Below are 17,662 nucleotides of genomic sequence, written 5' to 3' on the forward strand. Positions count from 1 at the left end.
GCGAATAAAGCGGCATCAGCCGCCGGTCACGCTCATATGGCGGGCAACGGCTGGGCGCTTGTGGGTACGGTCGATGATGAAGTCATGACCCTTCGGCTTGCGCAGGATGGCATCGTCGATGGCCTGGGACAAAAGTGCGTTGTCATCGGATGCACGCAGGGCCGTGCGCAGGTCGGCGGCGTCGTCCTGGCCGAGGCACATGTAGAGCGTACCGGTGCAGGTCAGGCGGACACGGTTGCAGCTCTCGCAGAAATTATGGGTCATCGGCGTGATGAAGCCCAGCCTGCCGCCGGTTTCCTTCACCGAGACATAGCGTGCGGGTCCACCGGTCTGGTAGCCAATCTCGCTCAGCGTGAACTGCTCTTCGAGCGAAGCGCGAACCTGCGATAGCGGCAGATAGCGATGGGTGCGATCTTCCTCGATCTCACCCATCGGCATTGTCTCGATGACGGTCAGGTCCATGCCGCGTTCGTGGGCAAAGCGCATCAGGTTAGGGATTTCATGCTCGTTGAAATCCTTCAATGCCACGGCGTTCAGCTTGATTTTCAAGCCTGCGGCCAGCGCGGCATCGATTCCAGCCATGACCTTGGAGAAGTCGCCCCAACGGGTAATCGTACGAAACTTTTCGGGGTCGAGCGTGTCGAGTGAAACGTTGATCCGGCGCACGCCGCAATCGTACAGTTCCGCTGCATGGGTTCCAAGCTGCGACCCGTTCGTGGTTAGCGTCAGTTCGTCCAATGTGCCGTTGCCAACGTGCTGGCCAAGGTCACGAACCAACTGCATGATGTTCTTGCGCACCAGCGGCTCACCGCCGGTAAGCCGTATCTTGCGCACACCCTTGGCGATGAAGGCGGAACAGAGCCGGTTGAGCTCTTCCAGCGTCAGAAGGTCCTTCTTCGGCAGAAACGTCATATGCTCGGACATGCAGTAGGTGCAGCGGAAGTCGCAACGGTCGGTCACGGAGACACGCAAATAGGTCACGGCGCGACCGAACGGATCGATCATCGGCGCTTTGCTTTCCATCAGAGACTTCGCTTCCGGGAGCGTGCCGAGAAAGCTGTTCAACCTTCATTTTCCTTTGCGATCTGCGGTGACATGCGCCATTTCATGCTACATGTAGTGGCTTGCCGCAACACCGGCAAGGCCATAACTGTGCGGTATATCATCTGGCAATGGAAATGAAACATGAGTGATCCCTGGCCGACCGAATTGCGGGTTTCATCCAACCGGGCGCAGTTGAACGTGACATTCGACAATGGCGCAGCCTTTCAACTGCCCGCAGAAATGCTGCGTGTTCTGTCTCCTTCCGCAGAAGTTCAGGGGCATGGGCCGGGTCAGAAAGTCACCGTTCCGGGCAAGAAGAACGTCACCATCCGCTCCGTCGTGGCAACGGGAAATTACGCCGTGCGAATCGCCTTCGACGATGGTCATGACAGTGGCATCTTCACATGGCGGTATCTGTTTGAGCTTGGCGAGACCGGAGACACACTGTTCAATGCTTATGAGCAGGAACTGAAGGAAAAAGGCTTGAGCAGAGAGCCGAAAATCCGGTAGCAGGAACCCGGGGATTTCATACAGTGACAGGGGTGACACTTGGCCGTCGAGGGAAATGCAAATGATCTGGCGCAAGTCGTCGTCCTCCTGGCGGCAGGGGTCGTCGCGGCACCGCTGTTCAAACGGATAGGGCTGGGCTCGGTTCTCGGCTATCTGGCGGCGGGCCTCGTCATTGGGCCGTTCGGCTTCGGTGCGTTTTCCGACCCGCAGGCCATCATCCACATCGCCGAACTGGGCGTGGTGATGTTCCTGTTTATCATAGGGCTGGAAATGCAGCCGTCGCGGCTGTGGTCCATGCGCAAGGACATATTCGGGCTCGGCGCGCTTCAGGTTCTGACCTGCATGGCGGGCCTGACGCTGATCGGCCTTGCGCTGGGATTTTCGCTCATCCCGTCATTTGTCGCGGGCACAGGCTTCGTTCTGACATCGACCGCCATCGTCATGCAGATGCTGCAGGAGCGCAGCAGCATGTCGACGCTCAAAGGCCAGCGCATCATTGCCATTCTGCTGTTCGAAGATCTGGCCATCGTGCCGCTTCTGGTGCTGGTCGCATTTTTGGGGGCAGGCGGCGAAACGGTGACGCTTGTCCAGCGGATGACCTCCATCGGCATCGCGCTGGCTGCCATCGTCGCGCTTGTCGTGGCGGGCCGGTATCTGCTCAACCCGTTCTTCCGGCTGCTGGCAGCATCCGGCGCAAGGGAGGTGATGACGGCTGCGGCTCTTCTCGTCGTTCTCGGATCGGCGCTGTTGATGCAGGTCAGCGGTCTTTCCATGGCGATGGGCGCGTTTCTGGCGGGCGTCCTTCTGTCAGAATCGTCTTTCCGCCACCAGCTGGAAGCGGATATCGAACCTTTCAGAGGTATTCTGCTTGGCCTCTTCTTCCTCGGGGTCGGCATGGCCATCGACCTCACGGTTATCGCCGCCAACTGGCAACTGGTGCTGATGAGCGTCGTGGCCTACATGTTCGTCAAGGCGCTGTTGATCTACTGCGTCGCGCGGGTACTGGGGACCTGCCAGCGCGAAAGCATCGAGCGTGCGGTGTTGATGGCGCAGGGCGGTGAATTCGCGTTCGTGCTCTATTCTGCTGCCGCCGCTGTCGGTATTCTGGATGCTGAGGCCAATGCCGTACTGACGGCGACCATCATCATCTCCATGATCCTGACACCGCTGATGGTCATTGCCCATGACCGCATCATGCCCGCGAAGTTGCCCGATACCGACGATCTCGATTTGCCCGAAAATGTGGATGGCAGCATTCTGATGATCGGTTTCGGTCGCTTCGGCCAGATCGTCAGCCAGCCACTTCTGGCGCGCGGCTATACGCTGTCGCTGGTCGACAAGGACGCCGACTTCGTGCGCGATGCGGCAAGCTTCGGCTTCAAGGTTTATTACGGCGATGGCTCACGCTCGGAAATTCTGCATGCGGCGGGGGCAGGGTCGGCCCGTGCCGTGCTGATCTGTGTTGATGATAAGGAAGCGGCAGTGCGCATTGCCGAAATCGTCAAACATGAATTCCCGCTGGTGCCGGTGCTGGCCCGCGCCTTCGACCGCGGACATGCGCTCGACCTCTTGAAGGCCGGTGTCGATTACCAGATCCGCGAAACCTACGAATCGGCGCTGGACTTCAGTGAGAAGGTACTGACGTCAGTGGGAGAAGACACGGAGCTTGCCGAGCGTCTGGTCGAAGAGTTCCGCGATGTCGATAAGGAGCGCTTCGCACTCGAAGTCGTCGGCGGTATCTATGCCGGTCGTTCCCTTATGCGCGGCAATTTGCAGCCCGCCGATCTCGTTGCCGCTCGCACCGCACGCGAGCGCGCGGAACGCGAAGCCCGCGAGGAGGCGGAACAGCGCGGTTAAGGGCGTGGCCAAAATCTATCCATGACGGTTTGCAGGAGAACATCATAATGAGCATCATTGGTAGCGTTGAAGAATTGAAAGCGATTTACGGCGAGCCTTCGGAGGGGTCGATCATCAAGGTCACCAGGGAACTCACGCCGGAATATCGCCTGATGATCGAAGCCGCGCCCTTTCTGGCTCTGGCCACCGTGGGCCCCGATGGCATGGACTGTTCACCGCGCGGTGACAAGGGCGGCGTCGTCAGAGTTCAGGACGCAAAGACGCTGCTGCTGCCCGACTGGCGCGGCAACAACCGCGTCGACTCGCTGCTCAACATCGTGCGTGATCCGCGTGTGGCGCTGATGTTTCTGGTGCCGGGCTCGACCACGACGATGCGCATCAACGGCAAAGCTGTGGTGTCAGCCGATCCAGCCCTTCTGGCGAGCTTTGAGATGGACGGCAAGAACCCGCGCACGGTGACCGTCGTGACCATCGATGAGGTCTATTTCCAGTGCGCCCGCGCCATCATCCGTTCCGAACTGTGGAACGTCGAAAACTTCGTCGATCCGGCATCGCTGCCAACGGCTGGTTCGCTGCTGAAAGGCGCGAAAGCCGATTTCGACCGCGATGCCTACGACCGCGCGCTGCCAGAGCGCTTCGCGAAAACCATGTGGTGAGGGAAAGGACGAGCCGGATGAAACTGGCTCAATGCTTGTAGATGAGCCAGCTCTTGCCCGAATAATTCTTCTGCATGCCGTCTTCGAAAAACACCGTGCGGTTACGACCGTTTTCCTTGGCATGGTAGAGCGCGATATCGGCGCGGGCATAAAGTTCGCCAGGGTTCTGTGCCTGTGATGCCATGGCGTAACCGATGGAAATCGTGACCTGGCCGTAGTCGATACCGGACTTGGAATGGCGAAATGGCGTCTTTTCCAGCGACATGCGAATGCGCTCGCACAGCACCTGTACTTCGTCCTGGCTGCTGCCTTCGAGAATAATGGCGAATTCTTCGCCGCCGCTGCGCGCCACGAACCCGTCCTTGCGCACATTGGCGCGGATAACCGATGCGACGCTCGCAAGAATCTTGTCGCCGACCGGATGGCCGAACGTATCGTTGACGCGCTTGAAATTATCGACATCCAGCAGCACCAGCGATGAAAACTGAAGCGCCATGGTGTTGTCGTACATGGAAGCCAGCTTGTCGTCGAAGGCGCGGCGGTTGGAAAGGCGCGTCAGCGAATCCGTGTTGGCGATGCGCTTGTATTCGTCCAGCTCAAGACGGACCTGCTGCATCTCCACGGCATGACGATCGACGTTCTTCGACGTCGTCTCGTTTTCGGCCATCTTGTTGCCGGTCGCTTCAGCCAGCATGGAAATGGCCGTGCGCAAAAGATGCGCGCTGGAATGGTTTTTATCCGCAATCCCAGCACGGGTTTCGTCCAGAATGCGATTGTAGTTTTCCAGGCATGTCTGTTCGTGCTGGAGAACGACCAGCAAACCGCTCAATTCGGAATTCAGCTTGTCGCGCGCGGCCTCCAGAAGTTGGCCATGCGTGTGATCGAAGTAGCGTGAGCCGAGCTCATCCAGCTCTTCCTGCGTGGCTCGGCTGCCCAGCGCCGCCAGTTCCCGCGTCAAGGCCGGGTTGGAGCCGATATAGGCTTCGTAGAACAGGTTATAGTTTCGCGGAATCGGAACCACGCCCATGTTTCGCATGGCAAACAAAATCTGCGCTGCGATATCTGGTCCCTTGGGCGCTGAGGGCGTCGTCATTAAGTCACTCCCGGAAATGACGTTCGTATCTTTACACTATGGTACGTCTAAACTTATTTCGGAAATCATGGATGGCAGCATCGATATGAGAACGCGCAAGCAGATGTCCCAGAAAACCCAATCTATTCCAGACGTTATTTTTATAATTAGAATCGCCTAAAACAGAAATGGTCATTTCCCATAGCATTTTGTGGGTCAAATTATAGTGGTAATTTCTTATAGGATTGTAAAATTTAAAATCGAAAAAACGATTTCCGGTCGCGTAAAAAAGAGAGGGCGGCCCGTCTGGACCGCCCTCGATGTTTTTAGATTACTTGGGGCCGATCATGTTCTCGGGGCGAACATACTGATCGAATTCCTCGTTGGTCAGATAACCGCCACCAACGGCTTCCTCGCGCAGCGTCGTGCCTTTCTTGTGGGCGGTCTTGGCAATCTTGGCGCAGGCGTCGTAGCCCAGCTTGCTGTTGAGCGCGGTGACCAGCATCAGCGAGTTTTCCACACCCTTGCGGATGTTGTCTTCACGGGCTTCGATGCCGACAACGCAATTGTCGGTGAAGGACACGGCAGCATCGCCCAGAAGCTGGACGGACTGAAGGAAGTTGTACGCCATCATCGGGTTGTAGACGTTGAGCTCGAAGTGGCCCTGAGAGCCCGCAAACGTAATCGCTGCCTGATTGCCGAAGATGTGCGCGCAAACCTGTGTCAGCGCTTCCGACTGTGTCGGGTTGACCTTGCCCGGCATGATGGACGAGCCGGGTTCGTTTTCCGGCAATGCCAGTTCGCCGAGACCAGCGCGTGGGCCGGAGCCGAGGAAGCGGATGTCGTTGGCGATCTTGAAGAGTGCGGCGGCGGCAGCATTGATGGCGCCATGGGCGAAGACCATGGAGTCATGGGCGGCGAGCGCTTCGAACTTGTTCGGCGCCGTCACGAAGGGCAGACCGGTGATCTTGGCGATCTCGTCTGCGACCTGCTCGGCAAAACCGATGGGTGCATTGAGACCAGTGCCGACGGCTGTGCCGCCCTGCGCCAGCTCGCAAAGGCCTGGAAGCGTCAGTTCGATGCGCTTGATGGCGGAAGCGACCTGCGCGGCATAGCCGGAGAATTCCTGACCCAGCGTCAGCGGCGTTGCATCCTGCGTGTGGGTGCGGCCGATCTTGATGATGTGGGCAAAGCCCTTGGCCTTGGCATCGAGTGCTGCATGCAGGTGCTTGAGGCCCGGCAGCAGGTGGTGAACGATCTGCTCTGCGCAGGCAATGTGCATGGCCGTCGGGTAAGTGTCGTTGGACGACTGGCTCATATTGACGTGGTCGTTCGGGTGAACCGGCTTCTTGGAGCCCATTTCACCACCGAGCATTTCAATCGCGCGGTTGGAGATGACTTCGTTGGCATTCATGTTGGACTGGGTGCCGGAACCGGTCTGCCAGACGACGAGCGGGAAGTGCTCATCCAGCTTGCCATCGATCACTTCCTGCGCGGCCTTGATGATGGTGTCGCCGATCTGGGCATCGAGCCCGGCCAGTGCCATGTTGGTGCGTGCTGCTGCCTGCTTGACGATGCCCAGCGCACGAACGACCGAAGCGGGTTGTTTTTCCCAGCCGATCTTGAAGTTTCCGAGCGAACGCTGTGCCTGTGCGCCCCAGTAACGGTCGCTTGCAACGTCGATTGGGCCAAATGTATCGGTTTCGGTGCGTGTGGATGTCATCAGTCCTGCCTCTCCTGTGCGGTCCATGGGCAGGACGGCTTTTCCGCCGGGCCTGCGCGGGCAGACATATAAAGCGATAGCGCAATCATGGAAAGCCTGTCGTGCGGTGTAGTGTCATATTTCGCAACTGTTTTGCACGTTCTGCCGCAGGGTTCGAAAGTCGGCGGGCGTGGCTTTTGGGTCACGTGCTTCGCAACCGCAATATTTTGACAGATGTTAAAAGACACTGTCGAAAACTTGTTTGCGCAATGCCAAGAAATTAAAGAGAAATTTAACTATTCTCGCCAAACGTGGCACCCATGCCAAAGCGGTATTTTACCGTGATGGGACCTCGTGTCTGGCACTGGATTGGCGTTCGTGCGTTTCTTTTCAAAACAAGGCCAATCAGCTAGACAGACACATACTCTTTACATGCGCCCCAATGATTGATGGCGCGGACGCGGCGAGGACTAAATTGAAGATCACATCGGGAAAAACATCAACGGCGCTGATCCTGGCTCTCGGTCTTTCTGTTTCGGCAGGCATGCCGGGCACGGCGGGAGCCGTTACGCTTATGGACCTTTTGCGCGGCGGACCGGGCAAGGTCGAGCGTGAGCGTCAGGACCGCGGTCTGCCCGGTGTGGCGCAGCAGCGCACCATGCCAGCCACCCGCGATGTCGATCCAGAGCCGCTGCCGCGCGTCTCCGGTCCTCGCTATTATACCTACAAGGCCGATGGCACCCGTGCTGTCGATACGTCCAAGTTCGCCGCAGGACTGGCAGGCGTGAAGCTCTCTGCAACGCCTGAAATCGCCAAGGCGCTGGAAGGCTATTACAATGAAGGCGGCAAGCCTTTGTGGGTGGAAAATGGTGATCTGAGCCCTCGCGCCAGCGCTGTTCTCGCTTTCTTCGAAACCGTTGGAGACAGCGGCCTGAACCCAGCCGATTACAGCATCTCTGCGCCATCGCAGGACGTGACGGCCAGCATCACGAGCGAGCCGCAGGCGCCGGTGCAAAATGTCGCCCTGGCCGAAGAGCAGACGGTTTCGCCTGCCATGATGCAGTTCGAACTGGCGCTTTCGGCCAAGGTTCTCGCTTACGTGCAGGACACGACGCGTGGTCGCGTCGATCCCAACAAGCTTTCAGGTTATCACGACTTCAAGCGCAAGACGGTCAATCTTGCACCGGTGCTGAAGCTTGTTGGCCTCAGCCCTGACGTTGCCGCCTATCTGCGCAGCCGCGAACCTTCCAACCCTGAATATCAGGGCCTGAAGGCCGAGCTTGCAAAGCTACGCGACACGGACAAGGACGGCTCCCACAAGATCGTCGTGCCCGCAGACCTTGTTCTGAAGCCCGGTGAAAACAACCCTGACATGGCAACCGTCGTCAAGGCTATCGAGCATCGCTCGTCCGCCTCGTTGAAGACCGGCCATGCGACGACGCTGGCGGGCTATCAGCAGACACCCGAATACACGCCCGACCTCGTTGACCTCGTCAAGGCATTCCAGAGCGAGAACGGCCTCAAGGCTGATGGCGTGATCGGTCGTGCAACCGTGCGCGCCATGACCGGTGATAGCAACGAAGCCAAGATTGCCAAGCTGGAAGTTGCGATGGAGCAGGTTCGCTGGCTGCCAGCTGATCTGGGCGATCGCTTCGTCTTCATCAACCAGCCAGCTTTCATGGCCCTTTACCACAATGAAGGCGTCGAAGATTTCGGCATGAAGGTGGTTATCGGTTCCAAGACGAACCAGACCTATTTCTTCCAGGATGAAATCCAGACCGTGGAATTCAACCCTTACTGGGGCGTACCGCAGTCGATCATCATCAACGAGATGCTGCCGAAGCTGCGCAACGATCCGTCCTATCTGGATCGCCTGGGCTACGAAGTGTCCGTCAACGGACGCGCCGTGTCGTCTTCCAGCGTCAACTGGTATGGCTCCACCAACGCCGTGTCCGTGCGCCAGCCGCCAAGCAGCGACAATGCGCTGGGCGATCTGAAAATCCTGTTCCCGAACGCGCATGCCATCTACATGCACGATACGCCATCCAAGAGCTTCTTCAGCCGCGATATGCGCGCGCTGAGCCATGGCTGTATCCGTCTTGTTGACCCACGCCGCATGGCAGCAGCAGTGCTCGGTACGACGCTCGATAACGTCAACAAGCAGATTGCCGCTGGCCAGAACCGTGCCGTGACTGTGCCGACGAAAATCCCTGTCTACGTGGCCTACTTCACGGCATGGCCTGACAAGGACGGAAAGGTGCAGTATTTCGACGACGTCTATGACCGCGACAGCTACGTCATGAAGGCCTTCGATACGACGACGAAGGCGCGGGCTTCTTCGATCTAACGGCGTTTGGTTTGTTCGTCGCGAATGCTCGCGACAGGGCCGCACACCTCTCTTCCGTCATCCTCGGGCTTGTCCCGAGGATCTGACCACATAGGATTTTGGGGTGAGTTGAATCCTCGGGAAAAGCCCGAGGATAAAGTTGAGGTTAAGTGCGCCATCGTCGTCATGGCGCTTTTTCTTTAAGTGGGCAGGGCATGCAGGACATTCAGGCGGTCATCGATTCCATCTGCGAAAAAATGCAGCCGCGTCTGGGTGAGGGCAAGGTTGCCGACTATATTCCGCAGCTTGCCAAGGTCGATCCAAAACAATTCGGCATTGCCGTCACCACAGTAGAAGGCGAAACCTTCGTAGCTGGCGATGCGCGGACGCCGTTTTCCATCCAGAGTATTTCCAAGGTCTTCATGCTCACGCTGGCGCTGGGCAAGACCGGCGAGAGCGTCTGGAGGCGAGTGGGCCGTGAACCCTCCGGTTCGGCCTTCAATTCCATCGTGCAGTTGGAGCGCGAAGCGGGCATTCCGCGCAATCCCTTCGTCAACGCAGGTGCCATCGTTATTACAGACATGGTTCTGGCTGGTCACCAGCCGCGAGAGGCGATCGGTGAACTGCTGCGTTTCATCCGCTATCTCGCCGATGACGATACGATTTCCATCGACAATTCCGTGGCGAAGTCCGAGCAAACGAGTGGCTACAGAAATTTCGCGCTGGCCAATTTCATGAGCAGCTTCGGCAATCTGCACCACCCCGTCGACCATACGCTGGGCGTCTATTTTCACCAGTGCGCCATTTCCATGAACTGCGTGCAGCTGGCGCGGGCAGGGCTGTTTCTGGCAAACCGTGGCCGTAACCCGATTACCGGCCATTCGGTGGTTTCGGAAAAACGCGCGCGCCGTATCAACGCGCTGATGTTGACCTGCGGACACTATGACGGCTCTGGCGATTTCGCCTATCACGTCGGTCTGCCAGGCAAGAGCGGCGTGGGCGGTGGCATTCTGGTGGTGGCGCCGGGCAAGGCGTCGATTGCCGTGTGGTCTCCGGGTCTCAACGAAGTCGGCAACTCTGCGCTTGGCTCCGATGCGCTGGAAATGCTGGCCAATGAAATGGGCTGGTCCGTATTCGGGGCTTGATCTTCAAGGCATATGCGGGCATTCCCTGATACCGGACGCTGTGGCGTCGGGAACAAACGAGATTGCCATGACCATTTCCGCAGATATCGATGACATGCCCGAAGGCGTGGAGCCCGAAGGGCAGGGTGGCGCGCACCCCCTGTTTGCCAATGCACCCGGTTCGGTCTCGTTCAACAAGCTGCGCAAGCGGCTGTTGCGCAATGTGCGTCAGGCCTTCGATGATTTCGGCATGCTGAACGGACAGAAGCGCTGGCTTGTCGGTCTGTCCGGCGGCAAGGACAGCTACGGCCTGCTGGCACTGCTGATGGACCTCAAGTGGCGCGGCCTGCTGCCGGTTGACCTGATCGCCTGTAATCTCGATCAGGGCCAGCCGAACTTTCCCAAGCACATTCTGCCGGAATATCTGACCCGGATCGGCATGCCGCACCGCATCGAATATCGCGACACCTATTCGATCGTGAAGGAAAAGGTCCCCGCTGGCGGTACCTATTGCTCGCTCTGTTCGCGATTGCGCCGTGGCAATCTCTACCGCATCGCCCGTGAAGAAGGCTGCGATGCGCTGGTGCTCGGTCACCACCGCGAGGACATTCTCGAAACCTTCTTCATGAACCTCTTCCACGGCGGACGCCTGGCCGCGATGCCAGCCAAGCTGATGAATGACGAAGGCGACCTGATGGTGCTGCGCCCCTTGGCCTATTGCGCCGAGGAGGACATGTCGAAGTTCGCGACCGCGATGGATTTCCCGATCATTCCCTGCGATCTCTGCGGTTCGCAGGACGGCCTTCAGCGCAACGCCATGAAAGACATGCTGGCCGACATGGAGCGGAAAATGCCGGGCCGCAAGGATGTGATGTTGCGCGCCATGGCGCACGTCAACCCGTCCCATCTGCTCGATACCAAGCTCTTCGATTTCGCAGGCCTGACTGTCACCGATCCGTCATGCTAGGAGCTTAGAGCGTGGAGGCTTTCTCTCCCATCTTTTAGAAGAACCTTCATGACACTTTCAGATACCGATCTAGATTTCCTGATTTCGACCGTTGCAGATGCTGGCGTCAACGAGATCATGCCCCGCTTTCGCAATCTCAGCGCCTCCGACATTTCCCAGAAGACCTCGGTTGTCGATCTCGTGACCGAGGCCGATATTCTTGCGGAAAAGCGCATCACCGCCGCTTTGCTCTCACGTTTCGCCAAAGCCCACATCGTTGGTGAAGAGGCCTATGACGCTGACCACTCGGTCATTCCGGCGCTGACCAGTGCGGACCTCGCCTTCGTGATCGATCCCATCGACGGCACATTCAACTACGCCTCGGGCTTTCCCGCCTTCGGAACGCTGCTTGCCGTGACTGTCAAAGGCGAGACGGTCGCGGGCATCATTCATGACCCCGTTATGGGTGACACGATTGTCGCCGTCAAAGGGGCAGGGGCAACGCTGAAGCGCAAGAACGGCAGCGAGGCCAAGTTGCGGGTCGCGCAGAGTGTTTCGCTGTCCGAAATGGTCGGCATCTTCTCCTGGGGCCACAGCTTCGAAGAGCGCCGCCCTGTTATCGCGGCCAACATGACGAAGGCCAAGATGGCGCTTTCGCTGAACTGTTCGGCGCATGAATACTGGCTTGTCACCACCGGTAAGCTGCATTTCATTGGCCATGAAAAGCTGATGCCGTGGGACCATCTGGCGGGCGTGCTGGCCCATCAGGAAGCGGGCGGCTACACCGCAAAATTCGATGGCACACCCTACCGCCCCGGTGACCTGACGGGCGGTATTTTATCTGCACCGGATAAGGAAAGCTGGAAAATGCTTCGCCGCGAAATCGTCGGCCTTTGATTAGACACGCAAAAAGGAATTGATATGACCGTTGAACTCGATATCGCATCTCTCGCCAACGCGCTGCAGGAAGCCGCCGCTCTGGAAATCATGCCAAGGTTTCGCAATCTGGGCGAAGACGATGTGCGGGTGAAGACGGAAGCCATCGACCTCGTGACGGAAGCGGATGAGGCGGCAGAGCGCCTGATCCGTGCCCGCGTCGCCGAATTCATGCCGGATGCGCTGTTCATCGGCGAGGAAGCGGTTGCCAGTGATCCCGAACTGCTGACCAAGCTTGGCGATGCCGATCTGGCCGTGGTGGTGGACCCCATCGACGGCACCTTCAACTTCGCAGCCGGACTGCCGCTGTTTGGCGTGATGCTTAGCGTCATCTCGAAGGGAGAGACGGTTGCGGGCATCATCTACGATCCGCTCGGCAATGACTGGACCATCGCCGAAAAAGGTTCCGGCGCATGGATGTGCAGCGCTGACGGCTCACAGTCGCAGATGAATGTCGTTCCGGCCCCTGAGCTTTCGCAGATGATCGGCATCGCCAACACAGGCTATTTCGATGGCGAGGTTCGCCGCACACTGTTGGGCAATCTGGCCGATGTGCGCCTGTTCACCAGCTACCGCTGCGCCGCGCACGAATACCGCATCTTCGCGGGTGGTCACATGCACTTCCTGATGTACAACAAGCTGATGCCATGGGACCACTTGGCAGGCACGCTGATCTCGCAGGAAGCCGGCGCTTACGCGGCGCACTTCGATGGTTCGCCCTATCTGCCGAGCCATGTCAGCGGTGGCCTGCTGCTTGCGCCCGACAAGGAAACGTGGACCCTGCTGCGCGAAAAGATCTTCACGGTCTGAACTCTTACCTCATCAAATGCAAAAGGCGTGGATGTTACCATCCGCGCCTTTTGTGTTTTCGATAGTTGGAGATCAGTGAGTGGGCTTGTTCTGCGGCTGAAACAGCACGCCCTTTTCACCGATCAGTACGAAGACGAGGCCGAGAACCGAGACCACGAAGAAGCCTGCCACCATGGGCAGGGCCGTTCCGTTGAAAGCCTGGCCGATGGCCGCGCCGATCAGCGAGCCGCCAATCGTGCTCATGAAGCCAATGACCGATGACGCCGTGCCCGCCACGTGGCCGAGCGGCTCCATGGCCAGCGAGTTGAAGTTCGAACCGATCAGGCCGAACTGGAACATCGCCAGCGCAAACATCAGAATGAACAGGAAGAACGGCATCGGTTGCGGGCCGACGATTTGCAGCACAAGCCAGACGAGGGTGATGCAGATAAATCCGATCAGCGAGCCATGCGACAGCTTTCTCATGCCGAAGCGCCCAACGAGACGGGAGTTGAGGAACGACGACAGCGCCATGAACAGCGCCACGCCCGCAAAGGCCGCCGCAAACCAGGGGCCCAGCCCGTAAATGCCCTTATAGACCTGCTCTGCCGAATTGATGAAACCGAACAGCGCGCCGAAGATGATCGTGCTCGCAATCGTGTAGCAAAGCGCGACCCGGTTGGTCAGAACGATCTTGAAGCCCGCCAGAACGGACGAAACGGTGAGGGGCCGCACGTCTTCGGCATGCAGCGTTTCCGGCAGACGCAGATACATCCAGACAGTGACGATAGCAGCAATACCGGCCATGAAGCCGAAAATCAGGTGCCAGTCGCCGAAGAACAGCACGATCTGTCCCGTGCCGGGCGCGATGACGGGAACGACCATGAACACCATCATGATCAGTGACATGACTTCCGCCATCTGCCTGCCGCCGTAGATATCGCGGACGATAGAGATGGTGATGACGCGCGTGGCCGCAGAGCCGATACCCTGAATGAAGCGCAAAACGAGAAGTCCCGCAAAGGACGGCACGAAGATAACGGCAATGGACGAGATGATGTAGATGCCCAGGCCGAACAGCATGGGTTTGCGACGTCCGAAGCGGTCTGCAATCGGGCCATAGAAGAGTTGCGAAATGCCAAAGCCGATCAGATAGGCGGAGATGACATATTGGCGATGGTTTTCATTGTCGACACCCAGCGATGCGCCGATTTCCTGCAAGCCCGGCAACATGATGTCGATAGCCAGCGCATTCAGCGCCATCAGCGCCGCTGCCAGCGCGATGAATTCCGTCCGCCCCATGGCGACGGCGCGCGTCGATTCCGATTGTGAAGGATGTGTCACAGAATTTGTCCCAAAAGAACGGCAAAGGCGTTGCTTGGGGCAACGCCTAGACAAGTTTTTAAAAGTAGGGGGGCCGGGGCATCCCGGCCGGAATCACGCCGCGCGGACGCTGATACCCTGTTCCTGAAGTTGTTCCTGAAGCTCGCCCGACTGGAACATCTCTCTCACGATGTCACAGCCGCCAAGAAACTCGCCCTTGATGTAGAGCTGAGGAATGGTCGGCCAGTTGGAGTAATCCTTGATACCCTGGCGCAGATCGGCATCCGCAAGAACGTTGATGCCCTTATATTCCACACCCAGGTAGTCGAGAATCTGTACGACCTGCCCGGAAAAACCACACTGCGGAAACTGCGGTGTGCCCTTGAGGAAGAGAACGATATCGTTACCCTTCACTTCGCCGTCGATCATGTCGTGAATGCCGCTCATGGCCATTTCCTTTCACACGCGGTTCAAGGCCGCTGCTTCGTTTGTTCTTAGATAACATGGTGGCGGATGATTTCCAGCCATGAACGGCAAAAAATCGAATGCGGTTGCGCATATCGGCTATGTGCCGACCGATATTCGGGATGGCCGCTTGAGTTGGGTCAGAGACCGGCGGCTTTCTTCAGCACTTCGTCAATGCGCGCCTGCCAGCCGGGGCCAGTTGCCTTGTAGTGTTCCACGACCTCCGGGCTCAGGCGAATGGAAAGAGCAATTTTCGTTGGCGTCTTTTGCGGGCCACGGGTTTTTGGGAAAAAGGCAGCAACATCGGCTGGCAAATGTGAGGCGGGTTTTGCACGCCCAAAATCTTCGTCTGTCCATTCCGGGTTGTCAGCGTCAATGACTGTTTTGTTTGACATAACGGTAGCACTACCAATGGTGGATTTAACTTGCAGACACTATCATTGCGGAAAACCTCGAGCAATGTGGCCTTGTGCCATCGGTGACGCAAAATTTGCGCCGCGACCTAAAAGTTCTCCTCATTCCTGTGCTTGTCACAGGAATCCAGTCGTCGCGCGTCTGCGCGGCGAAAAGACTCATCTCAGCCCAAGGACTTGGGCTGACTGGATTCCTGTGACAAGCACAGGAATGAGGGCGAGACGAAGTCGCGGAGCAGAAGACTAACGCCGATCATAAGACGCGTCTTTGTCTTCAAATATCCAAATTCTCCGCAAACGCAGACCGATCCTGAATGAACCGGAAGCGCGCCTCAGGCTTCGTGCCCATCAGGTTGTCAACCGCTTCGCGGGTGCCCTCGAAATCCACGTCATCGATTTCCACGCGCAGCAACGTACGCTTGGAGGGGTCCATGGTCGTTTCTTTCAACTGTGCGGGCATCATTTCGCCAAGGCCCTTGAAGCGGCCGATTTCGACCTTCTTGCCTTTGAAGACGGTTTCCATCAGCTCGGCACGGTGAGCGTCGTCGCGGGCGTAGACCGTTTTCGCACCCTGACGGATGACATAGAGCGGAGGCACGGCCAGATAGAGGTGGCTGCCGCGGATGAGTTCCGGCATTTCCTGATAGAAGAAGGTGATCAGCAGCGAAGCGATATGCGCGCCATCGACGTCGGCATCTGTCATGATGACGATGCGCTCGTAGCGCAAATCCTCATCGCGATACTTGGTGCGTGTCCCACAGCCCAGCGCCTGTATGAGATCAGCGATCTGCTGGTTGGCAGAGAGCTTTTCGCGGCTGGCACTGCCGACGTTGAGGATCTTGCCTCGCAGCGGTAGAATGGCCTGATTGGCGCGGTTGCGCGCCTGCTTGGCCGAACCGCCAGCCGAATCACCCTCGACGATGAAAAGCTCGGCGCCCTCAGCCGTGTTCTGCGAGCAATCCGCCAGCTTGCCGGGCAGGCGAAGCTTGCGAACGGCGGTCTTGCGGTTGACTTCTTTTTCCTTGCGGCGACGAAGGCGTTCTTCGCAGCGCTCGATAACCCAGTCCAGCAACTTCGCTGCTTCGTTCGGATTACCAGCAAGGTAGTGGTCGAACGGATCACGCAGCGCGTTTTCAACGATGCGCTGGGCTTCCACTGTCGCCAGCTTATCCTTCGTCTGACCGACGAACTCAGGTTCGCGAATGAAGACGGAGAGCATGCCGACAGCCGAAATCATCACGTCATCGGTGGTGATTTCACGGGCGCGCTTGTTCTGCGTCAACTCGGCGTAGTTCTTGAGCCCCTTGGTCAGCGCGATGCGAAGACCGGCTTCGTGCGTGCCGCCTTCGGGCGTGGGAATGGTGTTGCAATAGGAATGCAACTGCGCATCGCCGCCATACCAGGTGACGGCCCATTCCATGGCACCGTGACCGCCGGTCTTTTCCGTCTTGCCGGAAAAAATTTCCCTCGTGACAGTGAATTCCTTGCCGAGCGTCGCAGCCAGATAATCCTTCAGACCGCCGGGGAAGTGGAAGACAGCCTTTTCAGGAATGTCACCATCCGGGGGCACCATGCCGGGATCGCAGCTCCAGCGGATCTCGACGCCGCCGAAGAGATAGGCTTTCGAGCGCGCCATGCGGAAAATGCGCGCCGGTTCGAACTTTGCGTGGTCACCGAAGATTTGCGGATCGGGATGGAAGCGGACGCGGGTGCCGCGACGATTGTGCACATCGCCAAGCTCCTCAAGCCCGCCCATGGGCACGCCGCGCGAAAAGCGCTGGCGGTAGAGCTTGCGATTGCGCGCGACTTCCACTTCCAGCAGGTCCGATAGCGCATTGACCACGGACACGCCGACGCCGTGCAGACCGCCCGATGTTTCATAGGCCTTGCCATCGAACTTGCCGCCCGCATGCAGCTTGGTCATGATGACTTCGAGCGTGGACTTGCCCGGCACCTGCGGATGGTTTTCCACGGGAATACCGCGACCGTTATCGCTTACGGTCAGAAAGCCTTCTGCATCCAAGTGAACTTCGATGAAATTGGCGTGGCCCGCAACGGCTTCGTCCATGGAGTTGTCGATGACTTCGGCAAACAGATGGTGCAGCGCTTTTTCATCCGTGCCGCCGATATACATGCCGGGGCGCATGCGCACGGGCTCCAGCCCCTCCAGCACGCGGATGGACGAAGCGCCATATTCCTGCTCGGACGAAGTTGTCGCAGCCATTGGTTTTGGCGCGCTGGCAGCAGCTTTCACCACTGGCGCAGGTTTTGCTACAGCAGACTCTGGCTCCTGTGGCTTGGGTGCGGATTGGCTTGAAAAGAGATCGTTGCTATCGTCCATTGTGCCCAGTTCAATCAGAATTTGGCCATGCGAGCAGGTTTATGATTTGCCACTGTTGGCAACGCATATTTGCTACTCAAGCACGGATGATCGGTTTTCGCGTCGTCCAAGGATTGCGCCGCGCTTGTCCGGATGGCAAGTGTTGTGGCCGAATTGAA

The 17,662-nt window shown here is 58.2% G+C and carries 15 protein-coding genes; 8 read left to right on the top strand and 7 right to left on the bottom strand.

Going from position 1 to position 17,662, the window contains the following annotated elements; all coding sequences use genetic code 11:
* Positions 1 to 15: 15 nt before the first annotated feature.
* Positions 16 to 1,023, bottom strand: coding sequence for a GTP 3',8-cyclase MoaA (gene moaA / locus HRR99_RS06530; protein WP_233123441.1), 1,008 nt, complete (start codon positions 1,021 to 1,023; stop codon positions 16 to 18).
* Positions 1,024 to 1,185: 162 nt separating this feature from the next.
* Between moaA and HRR99_RS06535 the strand changes: the two genes are divergently transcribed.
* Genes HRR99_RS06535 through HRR99_RS06545 form a run of 3 tightly spaced genes read left to right on the top strand, consistent with a single transcriptional unit; the run spans position 1,186 to position 4,067 of the window.
* Positions 1,186 to 1,554, top strand: a complete 369-nt coding sequence (locus HRR99_RS06535; RefSeq protein ID WP_233123184.1) for a gamma-butyrobetaine hydroxylase family protein — start codon at positions 1,186 to 1,188, stop codon at positions 1,552 to 1,554.
* A 39-nt stretch (positions 1,555 to 1,593) separates the two neighbouring features.
* Positions 1,594 to 3,411 carry a monovalent cation:proton antiporter-2 (CPA2) family protein gene (locus tag HRR99_RS06540; RefSeq protein ID WP_233123185.1) on the top strand — a complete coding sequence of 606 codons (1,818 nt, stop codon included), beginning with the start codon at positions 1,594 to 1,596 and terminating at the stop codon, positions 3,409 to 3,411.
* A gap of 47 nt (positions 3,412 to 3,458) precedes the next feature.
* Positions 3,459 to 4,067 (top strand): pyridoxamine 5'-phosphate oxidase family protein, encoded by a 609-nt coding sequence (locus HRR99_RS06545; protein WP_233123186.1) that lies wholly within the window; start codon positions 3,459 to 3,461, stop codon positions 4,065 to 4,067.
* A gap of 28 nt (positions 4,068 to 4,095) precedes the next feature.
* Here the strand turns inward: HRR99_RS06545 and HRR99_RS06550 are convergent, their stop codons facing one another.
* Positions 4,096 to 5,160, bottom strand: a complete 1,065-nt coding sequence (locus HRR99_RS06550; protein WP_233123187.1) for a GGDEF domain-containing protein — start codon at positions 5,158 to 5,160, stop codon at positions 4,096 to 4,098.
* Between the two features lie 310 nt (positions 5,161 to 5,470).
* Positions 5,471 to 6,889 carry a class II fumarate hydratase gene (fumC, locus tag HRR99_RS06555; protein ID WP_233123188.1) on the bottom strand — a complete coding sequence of 473 codons (1,419 nt, stop codon included), beginning with the start codon at positions 6,887 to 6,889 and terminating at the stop codon, positions 5,471 to 5,473.
* Positions 6,890 to 7,283: 394 nt separating this feature from the next.
* On the opposite strand from fumC, the gene HRR99_RS06560 reads away from it, so the two are divergent.
* From HRR99_RS06560 to HRR99_RS06580, 5 genes are all read left to right on the top strand, one after another.
* Positions 7,284 to 9,188 carry a L,D-transpeptidase family protein gene (locus HRR99_RS06560; protein ID WP_479683815.1) on the top strand — a complete coding sequence of 635 codons (1,905 nt, stop codon included), beginning with the start codon at positions 7,284 to 7,286 and terminating at the stop codon, positions 9,186 to 9,188.
* Between the two features lie 194 nt (positions 9,189 to 9,382).
* Positions 9,383 to 10,312, top strand: a complete 930-nt coding sequence (locus HRR99_RS06565) for a glutaminase (RefSeq protein WP_045230563.1) — start codon at positions 9,383 to 9,385, stop codon at positions 10,310 to 10,312.
* A gap of 67 nt (positions 10,313 to 10,379) precedes the next feature.
* A complete protein-coding gene (gene ttcA, locus HRR99_RS06570; protein ID WP_045230562.1) occupies positions 10,380 to 11,258 on the top strand; it encodes a tRNA 2-thiocytidine(32) synthetase TtcA in 879 nt (292 codons plus the stop codon).
* A gap of 48 nt (positions 11,259 to 11,306) precedes the next feature.
* Complete coding sequence (locus tag HRR99_RS06575) at positions 11,307 to 12,134, top strand: inositol monophosphatase family protein (protein WP_233123189.1); 828 nt, start codon at positions 11,307 to 11,309, stop codon at positions 12,132 to 12,134.
* A gap of 24 nt (positions 12,135 to 12,158) precedes the next feature.
* Complete coding sequence (locus HRR99_RS06580; RefSeq protein ID WP_233123190.1) at positions 12,159 to 12,983, top strand: inositol monophosphatase family protein; 825 nt, start codon at positions 12,159 to 12,161, stop codon at positions 12,981 to 12,983.
* A 72-nt stretch (positions 12,984 to 13,055) separates the two neighbouring features.
* On the opposite strand, the gene HRR99_RS06585 is transcribed toward HRR99_RS06580, so the two are convergent.
* The 4 genes from HRR99_RS06585 to parE form a co-directional block, all read right to left on the bottom strand.
* The gene (locus tag HRR99_RS06585) at positions 13,056 to 14,264 is read right to left on the bottom strand and encodes a multidrug effflux MFS transporter (RefSeq protein WP_233123446.1); all 1,209 of its coding nucleotides are present in this window, start codon (positions 14,262 to 14,264) and stop codon (positions 13,056 to 13,058) included.
* Between the two features lie 135 nt (positions 14,265 to 14,399).
* Positions 14,400 to 14,732 carry a Grx4 family monothiol glutaredoxin gene (gene grxD, locus HRR99_RS06590; RefSeq protein WP_045230640.1) on the bottom strand — a complete coding sequence of 111 codons (333 nt, stop codon included), beginning with the start codon at positions 14,730 to 14,732 and terminating at the stop codon, positions 14,400 to 14,402.
* Positions 14,733 to 14,890: 158 nt separating this feature from the next.
* Positions 14,891 to 15,145 carry a BrnA antitoxin family protein gene (locus tag HRR99_RS06595; RefSeq protein WP_111839065.1) on the bottom strand — a complete coding sequence of 85 codons (255 nt, stop codon included), beginning with the start codon at positions 15,143 to 15,145 and terminating at the stop codon, positions 14,891 to 14,893.
* A gap of 292 nt (positions 15,146 to 15,437) precedes the next feature.
* Positions 15,438 to 17,504 (bottom strand): DNA topoisomerase IV subunit B, encoded by a 2,067-nt coding sequence (gene parE, locus HRR99_RS06600; RefSeq protein ID WP_233123191.1) that lies wholly within the window; start codon positions 17,502 to 17,504, stop codon positions 15,438 to 15,440.
* Positions 17,505 to 17,662: the final 158 nt, after the last annotated feature.

It is taken from the genome of Agrobacterium vaccinii (assembly GCF_021310995.1).
Classification (GTDB): Bacteria; Pseudomonadota; Alphaproteobacteria; order Rhizobiales; family Rhizobiaceae; genus Agrobacterium; species Agrobacterium vaccinii.